The organism is Hymenobacter sp. 5317J-9 (assembly GCF_022921075.1).
Taxonomy (GTDB): Bacteria; Bacteroidota; Bacteroidia; order Cytophagales; family Hymenobacteraceae; genus Hymenobacter.
In genome coordinates this window covers 1,586,261-1,609,248 of sequence record NZ_CP095050.1, presented here as the reverse complement: position 1 = coordinate 1,609,248, position 22,988 = coordinate 1,586,261, and the positions used below count along the sequence as shown (strand labels likewise).

Genomic DNA, 22,988 nt, shown 5'->3' with positions numbered 1-22,988 from the left:
GTTCCACCCGTTCTTTCGCCTCATGCCCCTGCTCGCCCAACTTCTCATTGGCTTCGTAGCCGCCATCCACCTGTATATCCTGTGGCTGGAAATGTTTGCCTGGACCACGCGCGGGCCCAAAACCTTCCGCTCGCTGCGGCCCGAGTTGTTTGAGCCCACCAAGGTGCTGGCCGCCAACCAGGGGCTGTACAACGGGTTTCTGGCCGCCGGTCTTATCTGGGCGCTGCTGATTGCGGACCCGGCCTGGCACCGCAACGTGGCCAGCTTTTTCCTGGGGTGTGTGGCGGTGGCGGGGCTGTATGGGGCAGCTACCGCGGGCCGGCGTATACTCTGGGTGCAAACGCTGCCTGCGCTGCTGGCCTTGGGGGCGGTGTGGCTGGCCTGAACGTGAAGTAGCCGCGCCCTGCGCCACACGCAAAAGGGCCGGCTTGCGCCGGCCCTATCGAGACTGTTGAGACTACCCGAAGGCGTCACTACGGCCGCTCCCGGAACACGAACGGCACGGCCATGGTCTTGGACACGCGCACGGCGTCGCCGCCGTTTCGGCCGGGGTTCCACCAGGGCATGAGGCGGATGATGCGCAGGGCTTCCTCGTCGAAACCGTTGCCGCAGCCGCGGGCCACCTGCGCGTCGGTAATGCGCCCTTCCTCATCCACCACAAAGCTCACGAACACCGTACCCGACAGGCCTTTGGCCAGCGCAGCTTCGGGATAATGCGCGTTCTGGCTCACAAACTTGCGGTAGGCCGCGTCGCCGCCCGGAAACGTGGGCGGCACTTCCGAGTAGGTGAGCACCGTCGATTTGCCGGCGCCATCGGCCCCCGCGGAGCCCACGCTGCCCGGCGCGGCCGAGCGGTTGAAGGCATACATTTTTACCGTCAGGGGCTGGGTGGCCGACACGGTCACGGTTTGGTCGCGGTAGCCCTGGCACTTGAATACCAGCACCGAACTGGTTTCGGGCAGCGGCAGCAGGAAGTCGCCGGTGGCATTGGTGCTGGTGGCGTGCGGCGTGCCCTTCACCGTCACCACGACGCCCGGCAGCGGCTCCTCCGCATCGGTCACCACGTGGCCGCTGATGGTGGCCGCGGGAGCCGCCGCGTGCACGGGGCTTTCGGCCAAGCGAGCCAAAGCCAGTTGCGGATGGCCCATCAGCACTTGGCCAAACATAAATAGCGTAGTAATGAACATCATAGCGGGGTGGGATTTGGGTTAAGAGAAAGAAAAAACACTGAATTCAACAACAATCGTTTGCTGCAATGGCCGGGGGTTAATCGAGATGCATCAACTGCCCGAAGCTCAACTGAAATAGCCGTAAACCAAGTACCGCCCGGCTACCCTGCTTACTCGCACACGCCCTTGCAACTTGATTTGCTCTAAATACCTACCCTGCTCTATCGAGCTGTGTGGGTCGGCATAATTGTATGCAGCCAACTTATTCACAGCATATTAACTACTAAACCCTGGCTTTGTGAGGTGTAATTTACACGGTAGTTTCCTAAGAATAAAAATATTCCCTGTGAATGAAAATTATTATCCTAAAAATATAATTATAATCACACGCTCCCGGCTATCCAGCAGAAGACCAGATTGCACGCAAAGCCACTCCCAACCAGGGCATCAGCTCCGCAACGAAGCCGCCAGAAAATGAATATCGTCTCAGAAAACCAACCCACCGGCAGGCTGCCCCGAATGGCAGCCCGCTGGTTTCCGGCCGTAGCGCTATAAAGCCTGGAAATGCCGGGGGCGGTGGAACGGCCGCGTTTGTGGTGGGATTTTTCGGCCAACCGGGCCGGCGCTAGGCCTGCGCCGGGGCACCGCCCAGCACGGCCCAGGCTTCCTCGTTGCCTTGCTGGCCCGCCAGGTGCAAAGCGGTAAAGCCGCGCACGTCCTTGATTTCTTTGTTGGCGCCGGCAGCTACCAGAATGCGCACCAGCTCGTTGCGGCCAAACAGGGTGGCAAACATGAGGGCCGTGCCGCCGTTGCCGTTTTGCAGGTCGAGGCTGGCGCCGCGCTCGATGAGCAAGCGGGCCACATCGGAGTAGCCTTTGAAGCTGACGCCCATCAGGGCGGTGTTGCCGGCCACGTCCTGCACGTTGGGGTCGGCGCCGGCGTTGAGCAAGGACACGACGGCGTCGTAGTGGTCGTCGTAAGCCGCCAGGATGAGGGGCGTGAAGCCTTTGCTGTTGGCCAGGTTCACGTCGAGGCCCGCGGCCAGCAGCTCGTGCAGGGTCGCCACGTCGCCGCGGCGGGCGGCATCAAACAGCAAATCTTCGGGGCGGGAGGAAGTAAAATCCATGAGAAAGCGGAGGACAATGAAGGCGCAAAAGAACGTGGTAAGCGGTAACGGCTGGGCGCCCCGGGAGTTTCGCCGGGCCGCCAAGGGAAGGCCGTTTTTCGCACCTCGCCTTTAAAACCACAGCAGCACCACCAGGGTGAGGATGGCCAATAACCCGCCCACGGCCGCGGTGTTCACGTAGGTTTCGGCCAGGTGGCCGGGCCACACGCCCGTGCCCGCCACGGCGGCCAACAGCAGCGGCAGCAGGAAGAAAGTGCCATACAGGGTGCCGCCGTAGGGCTGAAACGGCGCGGGGCCATCGGGCGAGTCGGGCGCGCTCACTTTGCTCACCACGCCCAGCAGCGGCGTTTGCCACACGTCGATGCGCTGGTCTTCGCGCACCCGGTAGCCGATGGCGCTGGGCAACCGAAATGTGGTGTGCTCGGTGTGCACCCGGTACGCCAGCTGCGGGCTGGAAAGCGAGGCCGACACCGATACCGGAAAGCGGCTGCGCACGGTTTCCTGCCGGTAATGGCGCAAGGGCAAGGCCCAGTCGAGGCCCAGCAGCAGGCAGCAGCCCAACACGGCGGCGTTGAAGCGGCGGGCCCACACGGCCCAGCCGGCCATGCGCTCGTCGGCGCGGCGGGAATCGGAAGCGGGCAGGGGCGGCTCCTGGGCCAGCAGCAGGTCGTAGGCCACGCGGCGGCGGGCATTGCCCAGAATGTCGTAGCCGGTTTCAACGTCGGCCAACCGGGCTTTCATGGCGCGGTCGGCGGCGGCCAGGCGCTTGAGGCGGGCGCGCTGGCGCAGGTAGGCTTTTTCGATTTCCTGAGCCGTGGCCGCAAGGCCCACGCCCAGCACGCGGTAATAATTCTGCATGAGCTTCGCACGGGAAAGCCCTAAAATACAGGCCCCGCGGCATTTGCAAACGTGGCGCCGGGGCGGGGTATTGTGGCCCGACGCCGCGCTTGCCCCGGCCGGCCCCGAACCAACGGCTTTTCCACGCGCAACGGCTTGGCGTGCGGGCAGCCGATGCGTAATTAGCGCCTGTGCTCAAGCCCCTCCCCCATCCGCAGCCTCCGTTGCCCGTCGCCCCGGCCTTGGCGCCCGCACCAGCCCCCGAGTGGAGCGCCCTGGAGGTGGCCAAAGTGCGCGGCAAGTCGCGGCTCATCGCCTGCAAAAACATCCAGCCCCTCAAGCTGTTGCAGCCCGCCGCGCCCGGCCCCGCCGCGCACGTGGTGCTGAGCAGCTACGGCGGCGGCCTGGTGGCCGGCGACGTCATCCGGCTGCGGGTGAAAGTGCGGGCGGGCGGGCGGCTTTTCATAAGCACGCAGGCCAGCACCCGCGTTTTCCGGTCGATTGACGGGGCCGTGGCTGAGCAGCACACCGTGGGCGAGCTGGCCGAAAACGCGCTGGCCGTGGTATTCCCCGACCCGGTGGTGCCGCAAGCCGACAGCCGCTACCGCCAGCAACAGGAGTGGCACCTGCAGCCCTGCGCCCTCCTGCTGCTGGTCGATTGGTTCCACTCCGGCCGCATGGACCAGGGCGAGCGGTTTGCCTTCGCAGCGCTGCATTCGGAGCTGCGCGTGCGGGTGGCGGGCCGGCTGGTGGTACTGGACAGGTTTGCCTTCCATCCCGAAGAAAACATCGCCACCTCGCCGGCCAACTTTGCTGCGTATCAAACCTTCTTTTCCGTCTTCCTGGTCGGCAGCCCCGACGATGCCCGGTTTCAGCAGCTGGCCGAGGTACTGGCGCGGCAGAAGATGCCCGGCAGTACGGGGCCGCACTTTAGCATCGGCAGCCGGCCCTACGTGGTTTCGGTAGCCAACGCGCGGGAGAATGTGTGGGTGTTGCGGGCGGCGGCGCGCAGCCGCATGGAGCTGCAGCCGCTATGCGACGCGCTGTTGGCGGCGCTGGCCGATGAGCGGCTGCTGGGGTATAATCCGCTGGCCCGTAAGTACTGATGTGGCGCGAGCCTGGTAGTCCGCGCCGCTACCGCCGGTCTTCGCGCACGGCGGCCAGGGCGCGGGCTTTGGCCGCTTTGATATGGCCAATGATATCATCGAGCCCATGCCCATCAATGGCGCGGGCAAACAGGAACGGACCTTCGCCGCGCATCTTGCGCGAGTCGCGCTCCATCACGCCCAAATCGGCTTTGATGAGGTCTTTGAGGTCGATTTTATTGATGATGAGCAGGTCGGACTGCGTGATGCCGGGTCCGCCCTTGCGCGGGATTTTGTCGCCGCCCGACACGTCGATGACGTAGATGGAATAGTCGACCAGCTCGCGGCTGAAGTGGGCGGCTAGGTTGTCGCCGCCGCTCTCCACGAAGAGGTAATCAAGGCCGTAATCGAAGCGCTGCATGAGGCCTTCCAGCGCGTCCATGTTCAGCGAAATGTCCTCGCGTATGGCGGCGTGCGGGCAGCCGCCGGTTTCGACGCCCACAATGCGGTTTTCATCCAGCGCGCTGTTGCGGATAAGAAACTCGGCATCTTCGCGGGTAAAGATGTCGTTGGTGACCACGCCTAGCTCGAACTCGTGGCGCAGCCGCTCGCACAGGGCTTTGAGCAGGGCAGTTTTGCCGGTGCCTACCGGCCCTCCGATGCCCACGGTGAAGGCGCGCTTGCGAAAATTGCGGTAGCTGGGCAAGCGGCGGGTTTCGCGCTCGTTGAAGTCGCCGGGCGACTCATATGCTTCGTGCTGGTGGCCGTGGAGGAGAAGAGCGAGTTTTTCGACAAAAGCCATTTTGGAAATGCTGAGTTTTGAGGGTTGAAGGTTGAATTAATAGAACGTCATGCCGAGCGCAGCCGAGGCATCTCGCGCGGGGTAGTAATTCCAATCGTGCGGACAACAGCACTCGAGATGCCTCGGCTGCGCTCGGCATGACGTTCTGCTGTGACTTTCTAACACGACGTTCTGCTTAGTTCTGAAACAGCTTGGAATAAATATCCTCGTGTAGCACCTGGGCCGCATCCAGCAGAAACGCTGAACGGCTAGCCTCTCTGTACCCCTTCCCCACCTGCGCCGCCAGCACGTGTTCGAACACCGCGTAGAAGTCGTGCTGCAGCTGATGCCCCTCCAGCGGCCCCAGAAACCCGAGGCGGATGGCGGCGCTGAGCTGGTCGCGGAGGAGCATGTGTAGATACATGGCCTTTACCTCTTCTAATTCGAAGCCTACTCGCTGCAAAGCCAGCGTGAACACCAGCGTGAAATGCGGCGGGATATTTTGACTTGTAAACCACTGCGTGATGGTTTCCAAAGCAGCTTCAGGATAGAAAGTGGCTAGTAGTTTCAGCCAATTGCGGCCCTGCACGGCGCTGGCTTTGTAGAGGCCGGGCACTAGCAGTTGGGCATCGCATTCTTCGGCGACGCCCTGAAATTCAGGGCTTTTCTCAGTGAAGTGGAAGGTGGAGTTGATGAATGGTAATTCGGCGCTGCCGGCTTGCTGTAGATAGGAATACAGGTAATTCCGTAGGGCAAACGGGGTGTTCACCAGTCCGAAGGTGATGCTGCTTTCCAAGCCGTAGGAGTAGGCGAAAGAGCCGGTAGGAATGGCCGAATCAACGAGGTGCAGTAGGCGGGCGAATTGCATGAGCGGATGGCGCGGGGCTGTGCCCCGTGACGATTATTCGCGGGCCTCTGGCCCGCAATCGTTGAACAAAATCGTTGTGGCAGTGCGGCACCGCGCCGGCCGGAGGCCGGCAAATAGTGGGCACGGGGCACAGCCCCGCGCCATCGTTCTAAAACAGATTATACAGTTGCGCCAGCGGCAGCACCTCGGCCGGCTCGCACGTCAGATGCACCCCGTCCACCATCACGCGGTACGTCTCGGGGTCCACCGAAATATTGGGCAGGTAGTCATTCAACGCCATGTCCTTCTTCCCAATACTCCGGCAGTTTTTCACGGCTACTACCTGCTTGGTGAGGCCATACTCGGCCCGCACTCTTTCAACAGAAGCAGCCGATACAAACACCATCGAACTCTTCCCAATAGCCCCGCCCAGCGCGCCGAACATGGGGCGCGAGAACGAGGGCTGCGGCGTGGGAATGGAGGCGTTGGCGTCGCCCATCTGGGATTGCGCGATAATGCCGCCTTTGATTATCATCTCGGGGCGGGAACCGAAAAAGGCGGGTTTCCAGAGCACCAAATCGGCCAGCTTGCCGATTTCGACGGAGCCGACTTCGTGCGAGATGCCGTGGGCGCGGGCCGGGTTGATGGTGTACTTGGCCACGTAGCGGCGCACGCGGAAGTTGTCGGCTTGGCCGGTGGCGTCTTCGGGCAGGGGGCCGCGCTGCTGCTTCATTTTGTGGGCCGTTTGCCAGGTGCGGGTGATGACCTCGCCCACCCGGCCCATGGCCTGCGAATCGGAGCTGATGATGCTGAGGGCGCCCAGGTCGTGCAGGATGTCTTCGGCGGCAATGGTTTCGCCCCGGATGCGGCTTTCGGCGAAGGCCACGTCCTCGGGGATGTTGCGGTCGAGGTGATGGCAGACCATGAGCATGTCGAGGTGCTCGTCGATGGTGTTCACCGTGAAGGGCCGCGTGGGGTTGGTGCTAGAGGGGATGACGTTCGGCTCGCCGCAGATTTTGATGATGTCGGGCGCGTGGCCGCCGCCCGCGCCTTCGGTGTGGTAGGAATGGATGGTGCGGCCCTTAAACGCGGCCGTGCTGGTTTCCACGAAGCCGCTTTCGTTCAGCGTATCGGTGTGGATGCAGACCTGCACGTCGTATTCCTCGGCAATGCTCAGGCACATGTCGATGGCCGCCGGGGTGGTGCCCCAGTCCTCGTGCAGCTTGAAGCCCAGCGCCCCGGCCTCGGCCTGCTCGCGCAGCCCCTCGGGCTTGGAGGCGTTGCCCTTGCCCAGAAATCCGAAGTTGAGCGGGTAGGCCTCGGTGGCCTTCAGCATGGTTTCGAGGTAGAACGCGCCGGGCGTGCAGGTGGTGGCGTTGGTGCCGGCCGCCGGCCCGGTGCCGCCCCCAATCATGGTGGTGACGCCCGATGCCAGCGCCTCGGGAATCTGCTGGGGGCTGATGAAATGGATGTGGCAGTCGATGCCGCCGGCGGTGAGTAGCTGGCCTTCGCCGGCAATAACTTCGGTGGTGACGCCCACCACCATGCCGGGCGTGACGCCGGGCATCATGTGCGGGTTGCCGGCCTTGCCGATGCCCACGATGCGCCCGCCCTTGATGCCGATGTCGGCCTTGAAAATGCCGGTGTAATCGACCACCAGCGCGTTGGTGATGACCAAATCCAGCGCATCGGCCGGGCCGATGCCAGCGGCCTGGCCCATGCCGTCGCGCAGCACTTTGCCGCCGCCGAACTTGCATTCCTCGCCGTACACGCAGTAGTCGCGCTCGACTTCAATCAGCAGGCCGGTATCGCCGAGGCGCACCCGGTCGCCGGTGGTGGGGCCGTACATGTCGGCATACGCGCGACGGGAGATGGGGAGGGACATATTATGAGAACTAGAAAATGCAGCTTTTAAATGGTTATTTGAAAGTCACCTCAAATGATTTAAAGGTGTGGATGCGGAGAAATTGATAGCACGCTGTGGTTTTCACATCTGCGACCCAAGCTTCCATTGCTTCATAATCACTAGACCATAAACAGCAACCCGTTGTCTCTTCAGAAGCTTGTGTTTTATAGGCCAATGTCAAGCTCAACTGCACTTTCCCTTCTTCTCTACCCAGGTCTAATAATCGTATAAAATCTATTTCGTTATTAGTGTCATTGCATTGAAATATTAGTGCGTCAATGATTGATTTTTCATTATCAGAATTTACGATTTCAAAATCAATAAAATATCTAGTAAACATTGAAAGCACCTTATCAATATTTACGCTTTTAGTCTCAAGAAATAAGATATTTAACTCTTTTTCTAACTGACTTTTTACTTCGGCAGCGGTGATTCTTTGTTTCATAGTTTCTCCAGCGCCTGCTGCTTCTTTCCAGCATCATCCAGCTTCCCATCAATGAGCCCATTGCCGCCGTACACGATGCGCTCGCCGGCCAGGGCCACCAGGCGCACGCGCTTGCGCTCGCCGGGCTCGAAGCGCACCGCCGTGCCGGCCGGGATGTTGAGGCGGAAACCGTAGGCGGCGGCGCGGTCGAAGTACAGCGCCGCGTTGGTTTCGAAGAAGGGATAGTGCGAGCCCACCTGCACGGGCCGGTCGCCCATGTTCACGACGTCCACGTCCACCGTGGCACGGCTTTCGTTGAGGATGATTTCGGTGGGGTGCAGCTGGTATTCGCCGGGCTGGGGGTGGCTGGCGTGGGCGGGCGCGGCGCCGGGGACCGGGGCTTTGCTGAGGCCGGAGCCGTAGAGGGCCAGGGCGGCATCGCCGGTTTCGCGGCAGATGGGGTGGTGCACGGTCACGAGCTTGGTGCCGTCGGGGAAGGTGCCTTCGATTTGGACTTCGTGAATCATGTCGGCCACGCCGGGCAGCACGTCGGCCAGGCCCAGCAGCTGCTTGCCCTTGTCCATGAGCACGGCCACCCGCTCGCCGTCGCGGATGAACTCCAGCAGCTGCGTGGCGATGAGGGCCAGGGCTTCGGGGTAGTTCAGGAGCAGGCCGCGGGCGTAACGCTTTTGGGCCACGAAACCGGCCTGGTGGAGAACGAGCTTGTCGAGGTCTTTGGGAGAGAGGTGCATAAGTAGGGAGCGGTAAAGGACGTCATGCAGAGGGACACGTCTCGCCACGCGCCAACCTCACCCCCAGCCCCTCTCCAAAAGAGAGGGGAGCCTGACGTAAGGAATTGAACGGGTTCCCCCTCTTTTTTGGAGAGGGGCCGAGGGTGAGGTTGGCGCGTGGCGAAGTATTCTCACCATCACAAGTTTCCATAAATCATCCACCCACCATAGAGAATACAGACGAGCGAAGAAAGTGTAATCGTGGCCGTTTTCAACGTCCGGCTGATTTTCATGCGCTTGGTGAATGGCACGCTGCACAGCCCGGCCACGATGAACATGCCCAGAATGGAGCCGATGCCGAATACCGCGAAGTAGCCCACGCTCAGCCACGGGTCGCGGATTTCGCTCATTACCAGCAGCACCAGCGCGCCGCTGCCGGCTAGGCCGTGGAGCAGGCCAACAGCGTAGGCGGCGCGGGAAGGTGATGCACCGGGCCGCACCTTGGCTGGTGGCCGGCGCTGCTCCAGCAATCGACTGATGCCCATAACGATGAGCATGAGTCCCACGGCGGCTTCGAAGTAGCCGGACGTGAGGAAAGTGACGCGGCCCAGCAGGATGATAGCGCCCACTACGACCAGCGTGGTGGTGTGGCCCAGGCCCCAATAGATGCCTTCGCGCAGGGCTTCGGCAAGGGTGTCGCGGCGGGAAATGAGGTTGCCCACGGCCAGCAGGTGGTCGGGTTCGAAAGCATGGCCCATTCCGGCCACGGAAGCGAATAAAATGGGCAATAGGCCTTGCATTTGGTGGGGATTCGAGAGGATAAAGCTATTGGAAACGTTTGGGGCACCTGGATTTTGAGGCAGGTTGGTTTTTTTCGAAAAAGTAACCTAAACTTCTTGGATTAGCTGCTGAATCTGGAAAAAGCGCCCGTAACTTGGAATCCGGTGCTGCTTGGCAAAGGGCAATTAAAAGCTATGTGATGTGCTGTCGGCGGGTTTTGACATTGTACAAACAGCATACTCAACCCATTAATTACCAATAATTTACTAGCCAATACTACAAAGTGGAAATAGTAAAGCATCTGATACAATCATTTTGCCCGCCAGCGGCGGGACGTTTCTTGTAAATGACTGCGTGCCGTTGGCTGCTTTTACGCCGGCCCCTGCCAATATTCCCGCTGAATGGCGGCTCCTCCCCCATGACTTTCAACGCCCCGATACCATCCACCGACGCTCCGCAGGGCCTGTACCGCCCCGAATTTGAGCACGATGCCTGCGGGACCGGTTTCATCACCTACCTCAACGGCCGCAAAACGCACCAGACCATCACCGACGCGCTGACCATGCTGGAAAACATGGAGCACCGCGGCGCCTGCGGCTGCGATGCCGATTCCGGCGACGGCGCCGGCCTGCTCATCCAGATTCCGCACTGGTTTCTACTAGAAGAGTGCGTGGCCCTGAATATTCGCCTGCCCGAGCCGGGCAGCTACGGCGTGGGCTTTGCCTATTTGCCGAAGGACGAAAAGCTGCGCGAAGCCTGCCGCGAGGTCATCAACGGCGCGGCGGCGCGGCTGGGGTTTCCCCTGCTGGGCTACCGGCCCGTGCCGGTGAACCCGACCGGCATCGGACCCACGGCGCTGGCCGCCGAGCCGGTGATGGAGCAGGCATTTTTCGGCCGCCCGGCGGGCATTACCAATCCGGATGATTTCGAGCGCAAGCTCTACGTGCTGCGTCGTCTGATTTTCAAGACGGTGCGCGAGACGGTGACGGCCGCGATGGACGTGTTTTACTTCGCTTCGCTCTCGTGCAAAACCATTGTGTACAAGGGCCAGCTGACCACTTACCAGGTGCGCGGCTACTTTCCCGACCTCAGCGACGAGCGGGTGACGTCGGCGTTTGGGTTGGTGCATTCGCGTTTTTCGACCAACACGTTTCCGAGCTGGAAACTGGCGCAGCCCTTCCGGTTTTTGGCGCATAATGGCGAGATTAACACGCTGCGGGGCAATCTGAACTGGTTTTATGCGGGGCTGCGCAGCTACGTGTCGCCGTACTTCTCGGCCGAGGAAATGGACATGCTGCTGCCGGTGGTCGATGCCGGGCAGTCGGATTCGGCCTGTCTGGATAACGTGGTGGAAATCCTGCTGCACTCGGGCCGCCCGCTGCCGCACGTGATGATGATGCTGGTGCCAGAAGCCTGGGACGGCAACACCCAGATGGACCCGCTCAAAAAGGCTTTCTACGAGTTCCACGCCACGTTTATGGAGCCCTGGGATGGCCCGGCCGCCCTGCTCTTCACCGATGGCAAGCTCATCGGCGCCATGCTGGACCGTAACGGCCTGCGCCCCCTGCGCTACCTCGAAACCACCGACGGCCGCGTGCTGGTGGCCTCCGAGGCGGGCGTGCTGGGCATTGACCCCGCCACGGTGGTGCAGAAGGGCCGCCTGCAGCCCGGCAAAATGCTGCTCGTGGACACCGAAGCCGGCCGCATCATCACCGATGCCGAATTGAAGGCCCAGGCCGCCGGCCGCCAGCCCTACGGCGCGTGGTTGAATGAGTACCAGATTCGGCTGGAAGAATTGCCCGAGCCGCGCCAGGTATTCACGGAGTTGGCCGCCGATTCGGTGTTCAAGTACCACCAAGTGTTCGGCTACACCCGCGAGGACATCGACGTGCTCATCACCCCGATGGCGCTGAAGGGCAAGGAGCCCATCGGCTCGATGGGCGTGGACGTGCCGCTGGCCGTGCTATCGGACCAGCCGCAGCACCTGAGCAGCTACTTCAAGCAGTTTTTCGCGCAGGTTACCAACCCGCCCATCGACCCCATACGGGAGCGGCTGGTGATGAGCCTGGCCACCTTCCTGGGCAACAACGGCAACATTCTGGATGAGGACAAGCACCACTGCCACTGCGTGGCGCTGCGGCAGCCCATCCTCAGCAACCTGGAGCTGGAGAAGCTGCGCAGCATCGATACGGGCCTGTTCAACGCCAAGACCTTGCTGACCTACTTCAAGGCCGACGAGCAGCCCGGCGCACTGGAACGCGGCCTCGCCCGCCTCTGCCGCTACGCCGAGGATGCGGTGAACGACGGCTACGAAGTCCTGATTTTGTCGGACCGCGGCGTGGATTCGCTGCACGCGCCCATTCCGTCGCTGCTGGCGGTTTCGGCGGTGCATCACCACCTCATCAAGCTCGGCTGCCGGGGCACGGTGGGCCTGGTGGTGGAGGCCGGCGACGTGTGGGAAGTGCACCATTTCGCCTGTCTGCTGTCGTTTGGGGCTACGGCCATCAACCCGTATCTGGCGCTGGCCACCATCCGGACCATGCACGAGGCGAACCAGTTCAACACCACGCTCGACCATGAGCAGCTGAATTATAATTACATTAAAGCCGTGTGCGACGGCCTATTGAAGATTTTCTCGAAGATGGGAATTTCGACTTTGCAGAGCTACCACGGCGCGCAGGTGTTCGAGATTCTGGGGCTGAACCAGGCCGTGGTAGATGCCTATTTCTGCGGCGCGGTGACGCGCATCGGCGGGCTTGGGCTGGATGAAATAGCCCGCGAAACGCTTTACAAGCACTTTCAGGGCTTCAAATCGACCACGCCCGAGGAGCAAACTTTGCTGCCCGACGGCGGCCTCTACCACTGGCGGCGGCGCGGCGAGGCCCACATGTTCAACCCCGAAACCGTGCACCTGCTGCAGCTGGCGACGCGCACCAACAACTACTCTACCTACCAGCGCTACGCTAAGCTGATTAATGAGCAGCCGGAGCGCATGTTCACCCTGCGCGGTCTGCTGGATTTCGCCCACCACCGCGACTCGATTTCGCTGGACGAAGTGGAGCCGGCGGAGGGCATCATGAAGCGCTTTGCGACCGGGGCCATGTCATTTGGCTCGATTTCGCACGAGGCGCACAGCACCCTGGCCATTGCCATGAATCGCATCGGCGGCAAGAGCAACACCGGCGAGGGTGGCGAAGACCCGCTGCGCTACGAAGTCATGGAAAACGGCGATTCCATGCGCTCGGCCATCAAGCAGGTGGCCTCGGCGCGCTTCGGCGTTACGGCCCACTACCTGACCAACGCCGACGAACTGCAAATCAAGATGGCCCAGGGCGCCAAGCCCGGCGAGGGCGGCCAGCTTCCCGGCCACAAGGTGGACGAGTGGATTGCCAAAGTGCGCCACGCCACGCCCGGCGTCGGCCTGATTTCGCCCCCACCCCACCACGACATCTACTCCATCGAAGACCTAGCCCAGCTCATCTTCGACCTGAAAAACGCCAACCGCGCCGCCCGCATCAACGTGAAGCTGGTGAGCAAGGCCGGAGTGGGTACCATCGCGGCCGGTGTCGCCAAGGCCCACGCCGATGTCATCCTCATTGCCGGCTACGACGGCGGCACCGGCGCCTCGCCCATCAGCTCCATCAAGCACGCTGGCCTGCCCTGGGAACTGGGCCTGGCCGAAGCCCACCAAACGCTGGTGCGCAACCAGCTCCGCAGCCGCGTAGTCCTGCAGGCCGACGGCCAGCTAAAAACCGGCCGCGACCTGGCCGTGGCCGCCCTGTTGGGGGCCGAAGAATGGGGCATCGCCACCGCCGCGCTGGTGGCCGGCGGCTGCGTGATGATGCGCAAATGCCACCTCAACACCTGCCCCGTGGGCGTTGCCACCCAGGACCCCGAGCTGCGCAAGCTCTTCACCGGCCAGCCCGAGCACATCGTGAACCTGTTCCGCTTCCTGGCCGAGGAGCTGCGCGAAATCATGGCCGAGCTGGGTTTCCGCACCATAAATGAGATGGTGGGCCGCCCCGAATTCCTGAAAGTGCGCGAAGGCATCACCCACTGGAAAGCCCGCCACCTCGACCTTGCCGACATGCTGCACCCCGCCGTGAACATCTCCGGCGGCACCCTCTACCACAGCGAGGTGCAGGACCACGGCATCCGCGGCATCCTGGACTGGCAGCTGCTCGAACACGCCCAGCCGGCCCTGAATGAGCAGACGCCCGTTTTCGCCGAGTTCGAGGTGCAGAACATCGACCGCACCATCGGCACGCTGCTTTCCAATGAGATTGCCAAGCGCTACCATACCGCCGGTCTGCCCGACAACACCATCAACTACCGCTTCCGTGGCTCGGCGGGGCAGAGCTTCGGCGCGTTTAGCGTGCGGGGCTTGAACTTTGCCTTGGAAGGCGAGGCCAACGACTACGTGGGCAAGGGCCTGAGCGGAGCGCAGCTAGCCATCTTCCCCTCCCCCGCTGCCCATTTCGTGCCCGAGCAAAACATCATCATCGGCAACGTGGCGCTGTATGGGGCTACCTCCGGCGCGCTGTTCGTGCGCGGCCAGGCCGGTGAGCGGTTCGCGGTGCGCAATTCCGGCGCCACCGCCGTAGTCGAAGGCGTGGGCGACCACGGCTGCGAGTACATGACCGGCGGCCGCGCCCTCATCCTGGGCCAGACGGGCCGCAACTTCGCCGCCGGCATGAGCGGCGGCATCGCCTGGGTATACGACCCCAACGGTTTATTTCCGCAGAACTGCAACCCTGAAATGGTGGAGCTCGACCCGCTCGATGCCGACGACGAAGACCAGATTCAGGCGCTGCTCCGGCAGCACGCGGAGCTGACGGGCAGCCAGGTAGCGGCCTTCCTGCTGGGCAACTGGGCGGAGGAAGCCGGGAAATTCGTGAAGGTGTTTCCGAGCGAGTACAAGAAAGTGCTGGCGAAGGCGCGGTATGCGACGGTGGGGTAAAGGCCGACCGGGGTCACCTCACCCCCAACCCCTCTCCTTAGGGAGAGGGGAGCCAGACGAGTCATGTAGCACATGCTTTAGCTTGTGCAGCGTCAAACGAGTCCCCACGGGCACAAGCTAAAGCATGTGCTATAAGGGCATAGCCGGTGCCCCCTCTCCCCAAGGAGAGGGGGTCAGGGGGTGAGGTGCTCCGTGCGCGCCGCCCCCCAAATCATTTCAAAAAAACAACCACCATGGCCAACCCCACCGGTTTCAAAGAATTTACCCGCGAGCTGCCGCCCAAGGCCGCGCCGCAGGAGCGCGTGGCCCACAACCACGAATTCGTCGGCACTTATTCTGAAGGGCAGCTCACCCAGCAGGCGGCCCGCTGCATGGATTGCGGCATTCCGTTTTGCCATTCGGGCTGCCCGCTGGGCAACATCATTCCCGAATTCAACGACGCCGTGCGCGAGGAAAAGTGGGAAGATGCCTATCAGATTCTCAGCGCCACCAACAACTTCCCCGAGTTCACCGGCCGCATCTGCCCCGCGCCGTGCGAGGCGGCCTGCGTGCTCAGCATCCACAGCAGTCCGGTGGCCATTGAGGAAATTGAGAAACACATCATCGAAATTGCCTTCGCCAAGGGATACGTGCAGCCCACGGCCCCGCTCCTGAAATCGGGCAAGACGGTGGCCGTGGTAGGCTCCGGTCCGGCCGGGCTGGCGGCGGCGGCGCAGCTGGCGCGGGCCGGCCACACCGTCACCGTGTTCGAGCGCGACGACCGGCCCGGCGGCCTGCTCCGCTACGGCATCCCCGATTTCAAGCTCGATAAATGGGTAATCGACCGCCGCATCGACCTGCTGAAAGAGGACGGCATCAGCTTCCGCTGCAACACCGAAATCGGTCGCGACGTGTCGTTTGCCCAGCTCACCCGCAACTTTCACGCCGTGGTGCTGGCCGGCGGGGCCAGCGTGCCGCGCGACCTCAACATTCCCGGCCGCGAGCTGCCCGGCATCCACTTCGCCATGGACTACCTCACCCAGCATAACCGCCGGGTGAGCGAGCTGGACCTGCCCGACGCGCCCCTCTGGGTGGAAGGTGAGGACGTGGTGGTCATCGGCAGCGGCGACACGGGCTCCGACTGCGTGGGCACGGCCAACCGCCAGCGGGCGCGCTCCGTCACGCAGTTTGCCCTCATGCACCAGCCCGGCCAAGAGCGCCCCGCCCACACGCCCTGGCCGCTGGAGCCGCACATTTTCCGCAGCAGCACCTCGCACGAAGAAGGCTGCCACCGCTATTGGGGCATCAACACCAAGGAATTCCTGGCCGATGAGGCCGGCCGGCTCCGGGCCCTGCGCGTGAGCGACGTGACCTGGGAAACCGACGTCATGGGCCGCCGCATCCGCTTCGAGGAGGTGACCAATTCCGACCGCGAAATCCCCTGCCAGCGCGTGCTGCTGGCCCTGGGCTTCACCGGCCCCCGCGTGGACGGCCTCCTCAGCGAGCTGGAAATTGACCTCGACCCGCGCGGCAACGTGCTGGCCAACGACAAAGCCTTCGTCACGAACCAGCCCAACGTCTTCGTGGCCGGCGACATGCGTCGCGGCCAGTCGCTGGTCGTCTGGGCCATCTCGGAAGGCCGCGAAGCCGCCCGGCAAGTGGATTTGCTGCTGACCGGCAAGACCGCGCTACCGAGCAAGAATGCGGTGGGGATGTTTGCGTGAGGACTCATTAATAATAAACGCGAGTCCAGTGCTGTGACAGGAATAAGCAATGGTTAGTACGGACCGTTTCACCTGCTTCGTGGCCATCTCAGCGATAATATGATGTTGGAAGCGTAAGCACCCACAGCATTATACAAGTACCTATTACATGAATAGCCGCAATGGCTACTTTGGTGCTTACTGCTTCATAAGCTGTCAGTATATTTTTCACGAATAGATAAAGAACCAAAATAAAAAACACTGCTAAAACAGGTATATCAAGCCCTGGTCCCGCTAAACTAGTTGGCTCCATTTTACCTGCTATATAAAAAGATAAATAGCCAGCCAGGTAGAACAGTATGTGTATTAGTGGCTTTTTTAGCATGACTTTTTATTCCGACAAATAAGCATTACCGCTGACTAACGCCCGTATCTTTGAAACACTCGCGTTTGGTATGTCCCCTAGCCCAACGGCACTCTTTGTAAAAAGAGAAGCCCGGCTGCCTAGGAACAGTCGGGCTTCGAGAAGTGTGGGGGTTATGAAGCAACCCTTTACTTCTTGGCAAAGATGAAAAAGGACAGCGCGAAAAAACTACTTCAAACGGTCTGCAAAGCTGTTTTGATTGGAGTAGCTAGCGGGGTGGGTAAGGCTGTTGGCCTTTTCCTGCTCACGCAGCTACTCCGGTAGTTGGTAAGGCAGTTGGGCCGTGTGCCCGGCTGCCTTATTTTTTACGACTCTGCTGTAAATATACACGGCCGACCAACAATTAGTTACCAAACAGGGTTGCGGAATTTTTTTTTGCGCTTGTTCTCAACCCACCCGCTCCTCCCCTGCCACGACATACAGTGGGTCTTCCTCCACGTTCACATCAATAAGCGCCCCGGCGTTGCTGAGCAGCTGGCGGCAATCGGGGCTGAGGTGGCGCAGGTGCAGGGTTTTGCCGGCGCGGTGGTAGCGCTCGGTGAGCTTGTGCAGGGCGTCGATGGCGGACATGTCGGCCACGCGGCTTTCGCGGAAGTCGATGATGACTTCGGCGGGGTCGGTGGCCACGTCGAACTTCTCGCCGAAGGCCTGCACCGAGCCGAAGAAGAGCGGGCCGTAGATTTCGTAGTGCTTCGCGCCGGCTGCGTCGAGGTGGTGGCGGGCGCGGATGCGCTTGGCGTTTTCCCAGGCAAAGGCCAGGGCCGACACGATGACGCCCAGCAGCACGGCCAGCGCCAGGTTCTGCGACACGGCCGTGACGAGTGTGACGAGCAGCATCACCAGCACATCGGTGCGGGGCATGCGGCGCAGGATGCGCAGGCTGGCCCACTCGAACGTGCCGATGACCACCATGAACATCACGCCCACCAGCGCGGCCAGCGGCAGCCGCTCAATGACGGGCGCGCCCACCACCACGAACAAGGCCAGCGCCACCGCCGCTACTACGCCCGACAGCCGCCCGCGCCCCCTGGATTCGAGGTTGACCATCGTCTGGCCAATCATGGCGCAGCCGCCCATGCCGCCGGTCAGGCCCGAGGCCACGTTGGCCAGGCCCTGGGCCACGCAGTCCTGGTTGCCGCGGCCGCGGGTGTCGGTCATTTCGTCGACCACGGTGAGGGTGAGCAGGCTTTCGGTGAGGCCCACCAGCGCCATGATGACGGCGTAGGGCAGCACCAGCGCGAAGGTGGCCCAGGTGAAGGGCACCTGCGGCAGGTGCAGCGTGGGCAGCCCGCCCGCGATGGAGGCAATGTCGCCCACCGCCTTGGTTTGCAGCCCGCCGAAAATCACCAGCGTCGACGTGACGACAATGGCCACCAGCGAGGCCGGCACCGCCTTCGTGAGCTTCGGCAGAAAATGCACGATGGCCATGGTGAGGGCCACCAGACCGGCCATCAGCAGCAGCGCGTTGCCCGTAAGCCAGTGCTCGGCCCCGGCCGCGTCGCGCACCTTAAATTGTTCCAGCTGCGCCATGAAGATAATGACGGCCAGACCATTCACAAAGCCATACACCACCGGCTGCGGCACCAGCCGGATGAATTTGCCCAGCTTCAGCAGCCCGATGGCAATTTGAACCAGGCCCATCAGGGCCACGGCCAGAAACAGGTACTCGGCCCCGTGCTGCTCCACCAGCGCCACAATAACGACGGCCACCGAGCCGGCCGCGCCGGAAATCATGCCCGGCCGGCCGCCGAACACACTCGTGATAAGGCAGATAACAAATGCCGACCCAATGCCCACCAGCGGGCTGATGTGGGCCAGCAGCGCGAAGGCCACCACCTCCGGCACCAGGGCCAGCGCGGTAGTCAGGCCGGCCAGAATTTCGTTTTTAGGATTGAGTTTGTATTGGGAGAAATAAGCGGACAGCGAAGACATCAATAGCGGAGAAAAAGGCAAAAGAAAAGCCGCACGCTTCCGGCGAGGAAGCGGCGGCGCGAGGGTTTCGAGCCAATTCTCAGGGTGGGGTGAGCTGGAAGATAATGCGGGGGAAGGAAGGTGGAAGTGCCCGCAAAGGTATGCCAAGCTGCCTGGAAGGCAGAAAGCCGTCCTCCCGAACGCAGCAAAAGGCCTTCTCACGTTTGAACGAATTGTCCAGATGTGAGAAGGCCACTCGCGGAACTCAGGAGGACACGCTTCTGTAGCTCAACCTAAAAATTCACCTTCACAATCCGGAACCGCGGGGCCGTGGCGCTGTACGGGTACAGCACGTAGGCATCGGAGCCGCGCTTGGTGATGGTGGTGGCACTCACGGCACCCGTGGCGAAGCTGCCGGTGGCCGTGGTGCTAACCCAGGCATCGGTGCTGGCCATGCGGAATACGGTGCCCTGGCTGCCGGCCACCACGAGCAGCGTGTTGTTGTCGAACAGCAGCAGGCCGTCGGCGCCCACGAGGCTTTGCGTCTTGGTGACGGTGGTAAAGCCGGCGGGGTTGCTGATGGGCACTTTGTACAGCGTTCCGTCGCTGGTTTTGGCCGTGAGCAGGTAGCCGTCGGGGTGGTACACGATGCCGTTCAGGCCGAAGCCGGTGCCACCGCTGAGCTGGCTGTTTTCCAGAAAAACCGTGGCATTGCCCTGCAAATCCACTTTGTAGATGATGGGCGACATGCTGTCGGTGATGTAGGCGTTGCCGTCTTTGTCCACGGCAATGTCGTTGGCGAAGTGCATGCCCGCGGGGCGCAGGCCACCCAGGTCCACGTAGCTGGTGAGGGCGCCGGTGCTGCTGTTGAAGATGGCCAGGGCAGCTAGCTTGCGCAGCGTGGGCTGGTTCTGCACGCTGGGATTGAAGTTGTTGTCGGACACGGCGGCCAGCAGGCGCGAACGCGAGGCGTCGAGGTTGAGGCCAATGGTAGAAATCAGGCGGCTGTCTTTGCCGAACTCAGTATAGGTGCTGTCGTCGCGCACGGTGCCCACGGTGCCTTTGGCGCGAGAGCTCACGTAGAAGCGCTTGCTGGCCTCGTCCCACTGAATGCCTTCGGGGTAGACGCCGGCCTGCGGCACGCTGATGCGGGCGGGGTTGGTGACGGCCGGCGTGGTGGGCTCGTCGTCTTTGGAACAGCCTGGCAGCAGGGCCAGAAAACCGAGGGCGGCAGCCGTCAGGCGCGCCAAATGGGGCAGCGGGGCAAAGCCGGCCGCAGCCGGAAAGAAACGGTTAACCATCACAAGCAGGAAATGAAGGAGTGGAGGAAGTGCCTGCTTGTACGAAGCTCGACCGTGCGCGGCTGCCCGAAACGGCTTATTTTCAGCTGAAACGAATTAAAATCGCATTAAAAACCGCCGCTCTGCCTCAGCCCAAGCTGCGCCTCACTACCCTATGGCTTTCTGCACCCAGGGCTTCAGGCCGGGCACCCGGGCCAGGCGCACGCCCGCGTTCACCAGCCACGGCTTGTTGCTCAGGAAGCGCATCATCCGGTAACTTTTGGCCAGCTTGCGGCTGATGCTGTGCGCTACCTGCGCGTCGTAGCTCCGCATAAAGTGGGCGCTAAACTCCTGCTTTCCGAAGCAGGCCAGCACCTGCTTGGCGGCCAGTATGCCGCTTTGCATCGCCGTGTCGATGCCGTGGCCCTGAATGGGGTCGATGAGCGAGGCCGCGTCGCCGCACAGCAGAAAGCGCGCGCCGCTCACGGGCACCGTGCGCCCGCCCCCCAGCGGCAGCCCAAAGCCCTGAATGGCGCCCAGCTGCCGGGCGTCGTCGAAGCGGCCGGCCAGGGCGGGGTGCGTGGCCAGCAGCTCGGGCAGCACCTGCTTGAGGTCGACTTTGTGCTTGGCCACGGTTTCGGAGAGCATGCCCAGGCCCACATTGTAGCGGCCGTGGCCCACCGGAAAAATCCAGAGGTAGCCCTGCAGGTAATCCTTCGTGAAGAAATATTCCGTGAGGCCGGCCTCGGCATCTTTGATGTTTTCGAAATAAGCCCGCACGCCGGCGCAGTGGTGGGCGCGGTCGAGGGGCATGGGCAGCAGCTGGCGGCGCACCACCGAGTTGGCCCCGTCGCAGCCGATGACCACCTGGCAGGTGAGTTCGGCGCCTTCGGCCAGGTGCAGGTGCACGGCCTCGGGGGCCACGTGCAGGCTTTTGAGGATGGTGTTTTCGAGAATGGTGGTGGGGGTGTGCAGGCGCACCAGCTCCAGCAGCGCGGCGTCGAAGGTTTCGCGGGGGCTGTTGAAGCTGGGCAGCTTCCAGCGCATCCAGAGGCTGTCGCCGTTGGGCGCCACGAGGCGCGACTGCCGCACGGCGTCGAGCGGCTGCAGCTGCCACAGCGCCTCGGCAAAAGCGGGGTCGAGCTGGCGCAGGGCCTTCAGGGCGTGGCCGGGAATGGCGTCGCCGCACACTTTGTCGCGCGGGAACTGGGCCTTGTCGAGCAGGGCCACGCGCAAGCCACTGGTGCGCAAGGCCAGGGCGCAGGCCGCACCCGCCGGCCCGGCCCCAATGATGGCCACGTCGTAATCAGAAGCAAGGGAAGCAGGTGCCAACACGCCTTCAAAGGTAACAAGCGGCCTCCGGCCGGGCCGAACCCTGCGGCCACATGCCACGTTTTCTGCTTACTTGCTTGCTTTCTACCACCTTTCCTACCCCGCCGGACGTGAACCCTCTCCTCGCCTCCCTGATTCCGGCCAACGACGACGCCCGTTTGCGCGCCCTTGACCGCTACCAGTTGCTGGACGCGCGCAGCGAAAAAATCCTGGACGACGTGGTGGCCACCACCGCTCGCCTTTTTCGCGTGTCCAACGCCCTGATTTCTATTGTAGAAAAGGACACCGTGCTGGTGAAGGCGCCCTACAACCTGCCCGAGCCCATTGAGCGCGTGCCCCGCGAACAAAGCCTGTGTTCGGCCACCATTTTGCGGGACGACACCACCGTCTTCGAAAACCTTGAACAGTCCAGCGCGCCCGGCGTCGACATTTCCCTGGTACGCCGGATGGGGCTGCGATTCTACGCCGGCCACACCCTGCGCACCCCCGACGGCCACAGCATCGGCGCCTTGTGCCTGCTCGATGGCCCGCCCCGTCGCTTCACCTCCAGCGAACGTTCCTTGCTGGGCCACTTGGCCGGGCTGGTGACGCGCCTGCTGGAGCTGCGCCGCGTGCTGGGCGCGCACGCCGGCGCCACCGTGTCGCTCTGGGAACTGGTGTACCGCGCCATTAGCGAGCAGCTGGGCCGCTTAGGCGCCCTGGCCGAGCGGGTGATGCCCGATAGTCCCTCCCGGCAGCTGTCGCCCGCCGTGGCGCAAGAAGCCGGCGCCATTGTGGGCATCATCGACCAGTTTCTGGTGGCTACCCTGCGGCGGCCCTAAGCCGAGCCGCGGCGACCGGACCCGGCCCCGCGCAACCCTGGCTGGCCGCTAACGGTACAAGCAAGGCCGCCAGCTCGGCCGTATGCGCGCATAGCCACACGGTCTGTAGCGGTTGGCTCTTGCTGGCCGGCTCTTCTTCCCTACTTGTTTTGGTTGACAACTCCAGTTCCCTGATTCCGGCCAATGACGCGGCCCGCCTCGACGCCCTCGACCGCTACCAGCTGCTCGATGCGCGCAGCGAAAAAGTACTCGACGACGTGGTGGCCGCCACCGCCCGGCTCTTCGGCGTCTCCAACGCCATGCTCTCCATTGTGGAGCAAAACCAGGTGCTGGTGAAAGCGCCCTACAACCTGCCCGTGTCCATCGAGCGGGTGCCGCGCGAGCAAAGCATCTGCTCGGCCACCATTCTGCAGGACGATACCGCCGTGTTTGAAGACCTGGCCCAAGCCACCATTCCCGGCGTCGACACCTCGCTGGTGCAGCAGTTGGGCCTGCATTTCTACGCCGGCCACAACCTGCGCACGCCCGACGGCTTCAACCTCGGCTCGCTGTGCGTGTACGACGGCCCGCCCCGCCAGTTTTCGTCCATTGAGCGCACCATGCTGGCCACCCTGGCGGGCTTGGTCATGCGCCTGCTGGAGCTGCGCCGCACCCTGGGCGCCCACGCCGACCGTACCGCCGTGCTCTGGGAGCCCGTGTACCGCGCCATTGGCAGCCAGCTGGCCCGCCTGAGCGCGCTGGCCGAGCGCACCGCCCCCGCCGGCCGCCCCGCCCACCTCACCGATGCCGTGGTGGCCGAGGTGAAGGCCATTGCCGACGTGGTGGACCAGTTCGTGGCCGCCACCCTCAAGCGGGCGTAGGGCGGCGAAGGCGGTGTACTTTTGCTTCGTTT

18 protein-coding genes are annotated in these 22,988 nt (G+C 62.7%); 6 read left to right on the top strand and 12 right to left on the bottom strand.

From position 1 onward, the window contains the following. The first annotated feature begins 22 nt into the window (after positions 1-22). Complete coding sequence (locus MUN81_RS06730; RefSeq protein WP_245116188.1) at positions 23-385, top strand: DUF1304 domain-containing protein; 363 nt, start codon at positions 23-25, stop codon at positions 383-385. 88 nt (positions 386-473) lie between these two features. On the opposite strand, the gene MUN81_RS06725 is transcribed toward MUN81_RS06730, so the two are convergent. From MUN81_RS06725 to MUN81_RS06715, 3 genes are all read right to left on the bottom strand, one after another. Beyond that, positions 474-1,190 (bottom strand): TonB family protein, encoded by a 717-nt coding sequence (locus tag MUN81_RS06725; RefSeq protein WP_245116186.1) that lies wholly within the window; start codon positions 1,188-1,190, stop codon positions 474-476. 604 nt (positions 1,191-1,794) lie between these two features. Beyond that, a complete protein-coding gene (locus MUN81_RS06720; protein WP_245116184.1) occupies positions 1,795-2,295 on the bottom strand; it encodes an ankyrin repeat domain-containing protein in 501 nt (166 codons plus the stop codon). Between the two features lie 111 nt (positions 2,296-2,406). Beyond that, the gene (locus MUN81_RS06715; protein WP_245116182.1) at positions 2,407-3,153 is read right to left on the bottom strand and encodes a hypothetical protein; all 747 of its coding nucleotides are present in this window, start codon (positions 3,151-3,153) and stop codon (positions 2,407-2,409) included. 203 nt (positions 3,154-3,356) lie between these two features. On the opposite strand from MUN81_RS06715, the gene MUN81_RS06710 reads away from it, so the two are divergent. Continuing rightward, positions 3,357-4,238: an urease accessory protein UreD gene (locus MUN81_RS06710; protein ID WP_245116180.1), complete on the top strand. Its 882-nt coding sequence runs from the start codon at positions 3,357-3,359 to the stop codon at positions 4,236-4,238. A 28-nt stretch (positions 4,239-4,266) separates the two neighbouring features. Here the strand turns inward: MUN81_RS06710 and ureG are convergent, their stop codons facing one another. The 6 genes from ureG to MUN81_RS06680 form a co-directional block, all read right to left on the bottom strand. Next, positions 4,267-5,019 (bottom strand): urease accessory protein UreG, encoded by a 753-nt coding sequence (gene ureG / locus MUN81_RS06705; protein ID WP_245116178.1) that lies wholly within the window; start codon positions 5,017-5,019, stop codon positions 4,267-4,269. Positions 5,020-5,194: 175 nt separating this feature from the next. Continuing rightward, positions 5,195-5,866: an urease accessory UreF family protein gene (locus MUN81_RS06700; RefSeq protein ID WP_245116176.1), complete on the bottom strand. Its 672-nt coding sequence runs from the start codon at positions 5,864-5,866 to the stop codon at positions 5,195-5,197. 148 nt (positions 5,867-6,014) lie between these two features. Continuing rightward, positions 6,015-7,730: an urease subunit alpha gene (gene ureC / locus MUN81_RS06695; protein WP_245116174.1), complete on the bottom strand. Its 1,716-nt coding sequence runs from the start codon at positions 7,728-7,730 to the stop codon at positions 6,015-6,017. A gap of 34 nt (positions 7,731-7,764) precedes the next feature. Beyond that, positions 7,765-8,196 (bottom strand): hypothetical protein, encoded by a 432-nt coding sequence (locus tag MUN81_RS06690; protein ID WP_245116172.1) that lies wholly within the window; start codon positions 8,194-8,196, stop codon positions 7,765-7,767. Beyond that, positions 8,193-8,927, bottom strand: coding sequence for an urease subunit beta (locus MUN81_RS06685; RefSeq protein WP_245116170.1), 735 nt, complete (start codon positions 8,925-8,927; stop codon positions 8,193-8,195). The genes MUN81_RS06690 and MUN81_RS06685 overlap by 4 nt, the downstream gene beginning before the upstream one ends. Positions 8,928-9,103: 176 nt before the next feature. Next, positions 9,104-9,664 carry an urease accessory protein gene (locus tag MUN81_RS06680; protein WP_245116161.1) on the bottom strand — a complete coding sequence of 187 codons (561 nt, stop codon included), beginning with the start codon at positions 9,662-9,664 and terminating at the stop codon, positions 9,104-9,106. Between the two features lie 440 nt (positions 9,665-10,104). On the opposite strand from MUN81_RS06680, the gene gltB reads away from it, so the two are divergent. After that, the gene (gene gltB, locus MUN81_RS06675) at positions 10,105-14,646 is read left to right on the top strand and encodes a glutamate synthase large subunit (protein WP_245116159.1); all 4,542 of its coding nucleotides are present in this window, start codon (positions 10,105-10,107) and stop codon (positions 14,644-14,646) included. A gap of 233 nt (positions 14,647-14,879) precedes the next feature. Then, positions 14,880-16,349, top strand: coding sequence for a glutamate synthase subunit beta (locus MUN81_RS06670; protein WP_245116157.1), 1,470 nt, complete (start codon positions 14,880-14,882; stop codon positions 16,347-16,349). Between the two features lie 790 nt (positions 16,350-17,139). Here MUN81_RS06670 and MUN81_RS06665 read toward each other — a convergent pair. The 3 genes from MUN81_RS06665 to MUN81_RS06655 form a co-directional block, all read right to left on the bottom strand. Then, entirely contained in the window at positions 17,140-18,684 is a 1,545-nt protein-coding gene (locus MUN81_RS06665; RefSeq protein WP_245116155.1) for a SulP family inorganic anion transporter, read from the bottom strand. 272 nt (positions 18,685-18,956) lie between these two features. Continuing rightward, positions 18,957-19,964 carry an SMP-30/gluconolactonase/LRE family protein gene (locus MUN81_RS06660; protein WP_245116153.1) on the bottom strand — a complete coding sequence of 336 codons (1,008 nt, stop codon included), beginning with the start codon at positions 19,962-19,964 and terminating at the stop codon, positions 18,957-18,959. 147 nt (positions 19,965-20,111) lie between these two features. Beyond that, positions 20,112-21,278: a geranylgeranyl reductase family protein gene (locus MUN81_RS06655; RefSeq protein ID WP_245116151.1), complete on the bottom strand. Its 1,167-nt coding sequence runs from the start codon at positions 21,276-21,278 to the stop codon at positions 20,112-20,114. 107 nt (positions 21,279-21,385) lie between these two features. On the opposite strand from MUN81_RS06655, the gene MUN81_RS06650 reads away from it, so the two are divergent. Both MUN81_RS06650 and MUN81_RS06645 read left to right on the top strand, forming a co-directional pair. Beyond that, the gene (locus MUN81_RS06650) at positions 21,386-22,096 is read left to right on the top strand and encodes a GAF domain-containing protein (protein WP_245116149.1); all 711 of its coding nucleotides are present in this window, start codon (positions 21,386-21,388) and stop codon (positions 22,094-22,096) included. Between the two features lie 149 nt (positions 22,097-22,245). Next, entirely contained in the window at positions 22,246-22,956 is a 711-nt protein-coding gene (locus tag MUN81_RS06645; RefSeq protein WP_245116147.1) for a GAF domain-containing protein, read from the top strand. Positions 22,957-22,988 lie beyond the last annotated feature (32 nt).

What these genes read in the sequence shown, in the direction of transcription:
- MUN81_RS06660 (WP_245116153.1), bottom strand. Translation starts at nt 19,964, where the DNA reads ATGGTTAACCGTTTCTTTCCGGCTGCGGCCGGCTTTGCCCCGCTGCCC.
- MUN81_RS06670 (WP_245116157.1), top strand. Translation starts at nt 14,880, where the DNA reads ATGGCCAACCCCACCGGTTTCAAAGAATTTACCCGCGAGCTGCCGCCC.
- MUN81_RS06680 (WP_245116161.1), bottom strand. Translation starts at nt 9,664, where the DNA reads ATGGGCCATGCTTTCGAACCCGACCACCTGCTGGCCGTGGGCAACCTC.
- MUN81_RS06690 (WP_245116172.1), bottom strand. Translation starts at nt 8,196, where the DNA reads ATGAAACAAAGAATCACCGCTGCCGAAGTAAAAAGTCAGTTAGAAAAA.
- gltB (WP_245116159.1), top strand. Translation starts at nt 10,105, where the DNA reads ATGACTTTCAACGCCCCGATACCATCCACCGACGCTCCGCAGGGCCTG.
- MUN81_RS06700 (WP_245116176.1), bottom strand. Translation starts at nt 5,866, where the DNA reads ATGCAATTCGCCCGCCTACTGCACCTCGTTGATTCGGCCATTCCTACC.
- ureC (WP_245116174.1), bottom strand. Translation starts at nt 7,730, where the DNA reads ATGTCCCTCCCCATCTCCCGTCGCGCGTATGCCGACATGTACGGCCCC.
- ureG (WP_245116178.1), bottom strand. Translation starts at nt 5,019, where the DNA reads ATGGCTTTTGTCGAAAAACTCGCTCTTCTCCTCCACGGCCACCAGCAC.
- MUN81_RS06715 (WP_245116182.1), bottom strand. Translation starts at nt 3,153, where the DNA reads ATGCAGAATTATTACCGCGTGCTGGGCGTGGGCCTTGCGGCCACGGCT.
- MUN81_RS06725 (WP_245116186.1), bottom strand. Translation starts at nt 1,190, where the DNA reads ATGATGTTCATTACTACGCTATTTATGTTTGGCCAAGTGCTGATGGGC.
- MUN81_RS06665 (WP_245116155.1), bottom strand. Translation starts at nt 18,684, where the DNA reads ATGTCTTCGCTGTCCGCTTATTTCTCCCAATACAAACTCAATCCTAAA.
- MUN81_RS06685 (WP_245116170.1), bottom strand. Translation starts at nt 8,927, where the DNA reads ATGCACCTCTCTCCCAAAGACCTCGACAAGCTCGTTCTCCACCAGGCC.
- MUN81_RS06730 (WP_245116188.1), top strand. Translation starts at nt 23, where the DNA reads ATGCCCCTGCTCGCCCAACTTCTCATTGGCTTCGTAGCCGCCATCCAC.
- MUN81_RS06720 (WP_245116184.1), bottom strand. Translation starts at nt 2,295, where the DNA reads ATGGATTTTACTTCCTCCCGCCCCGAAGATTTGCTGTTTGATGCCGCC.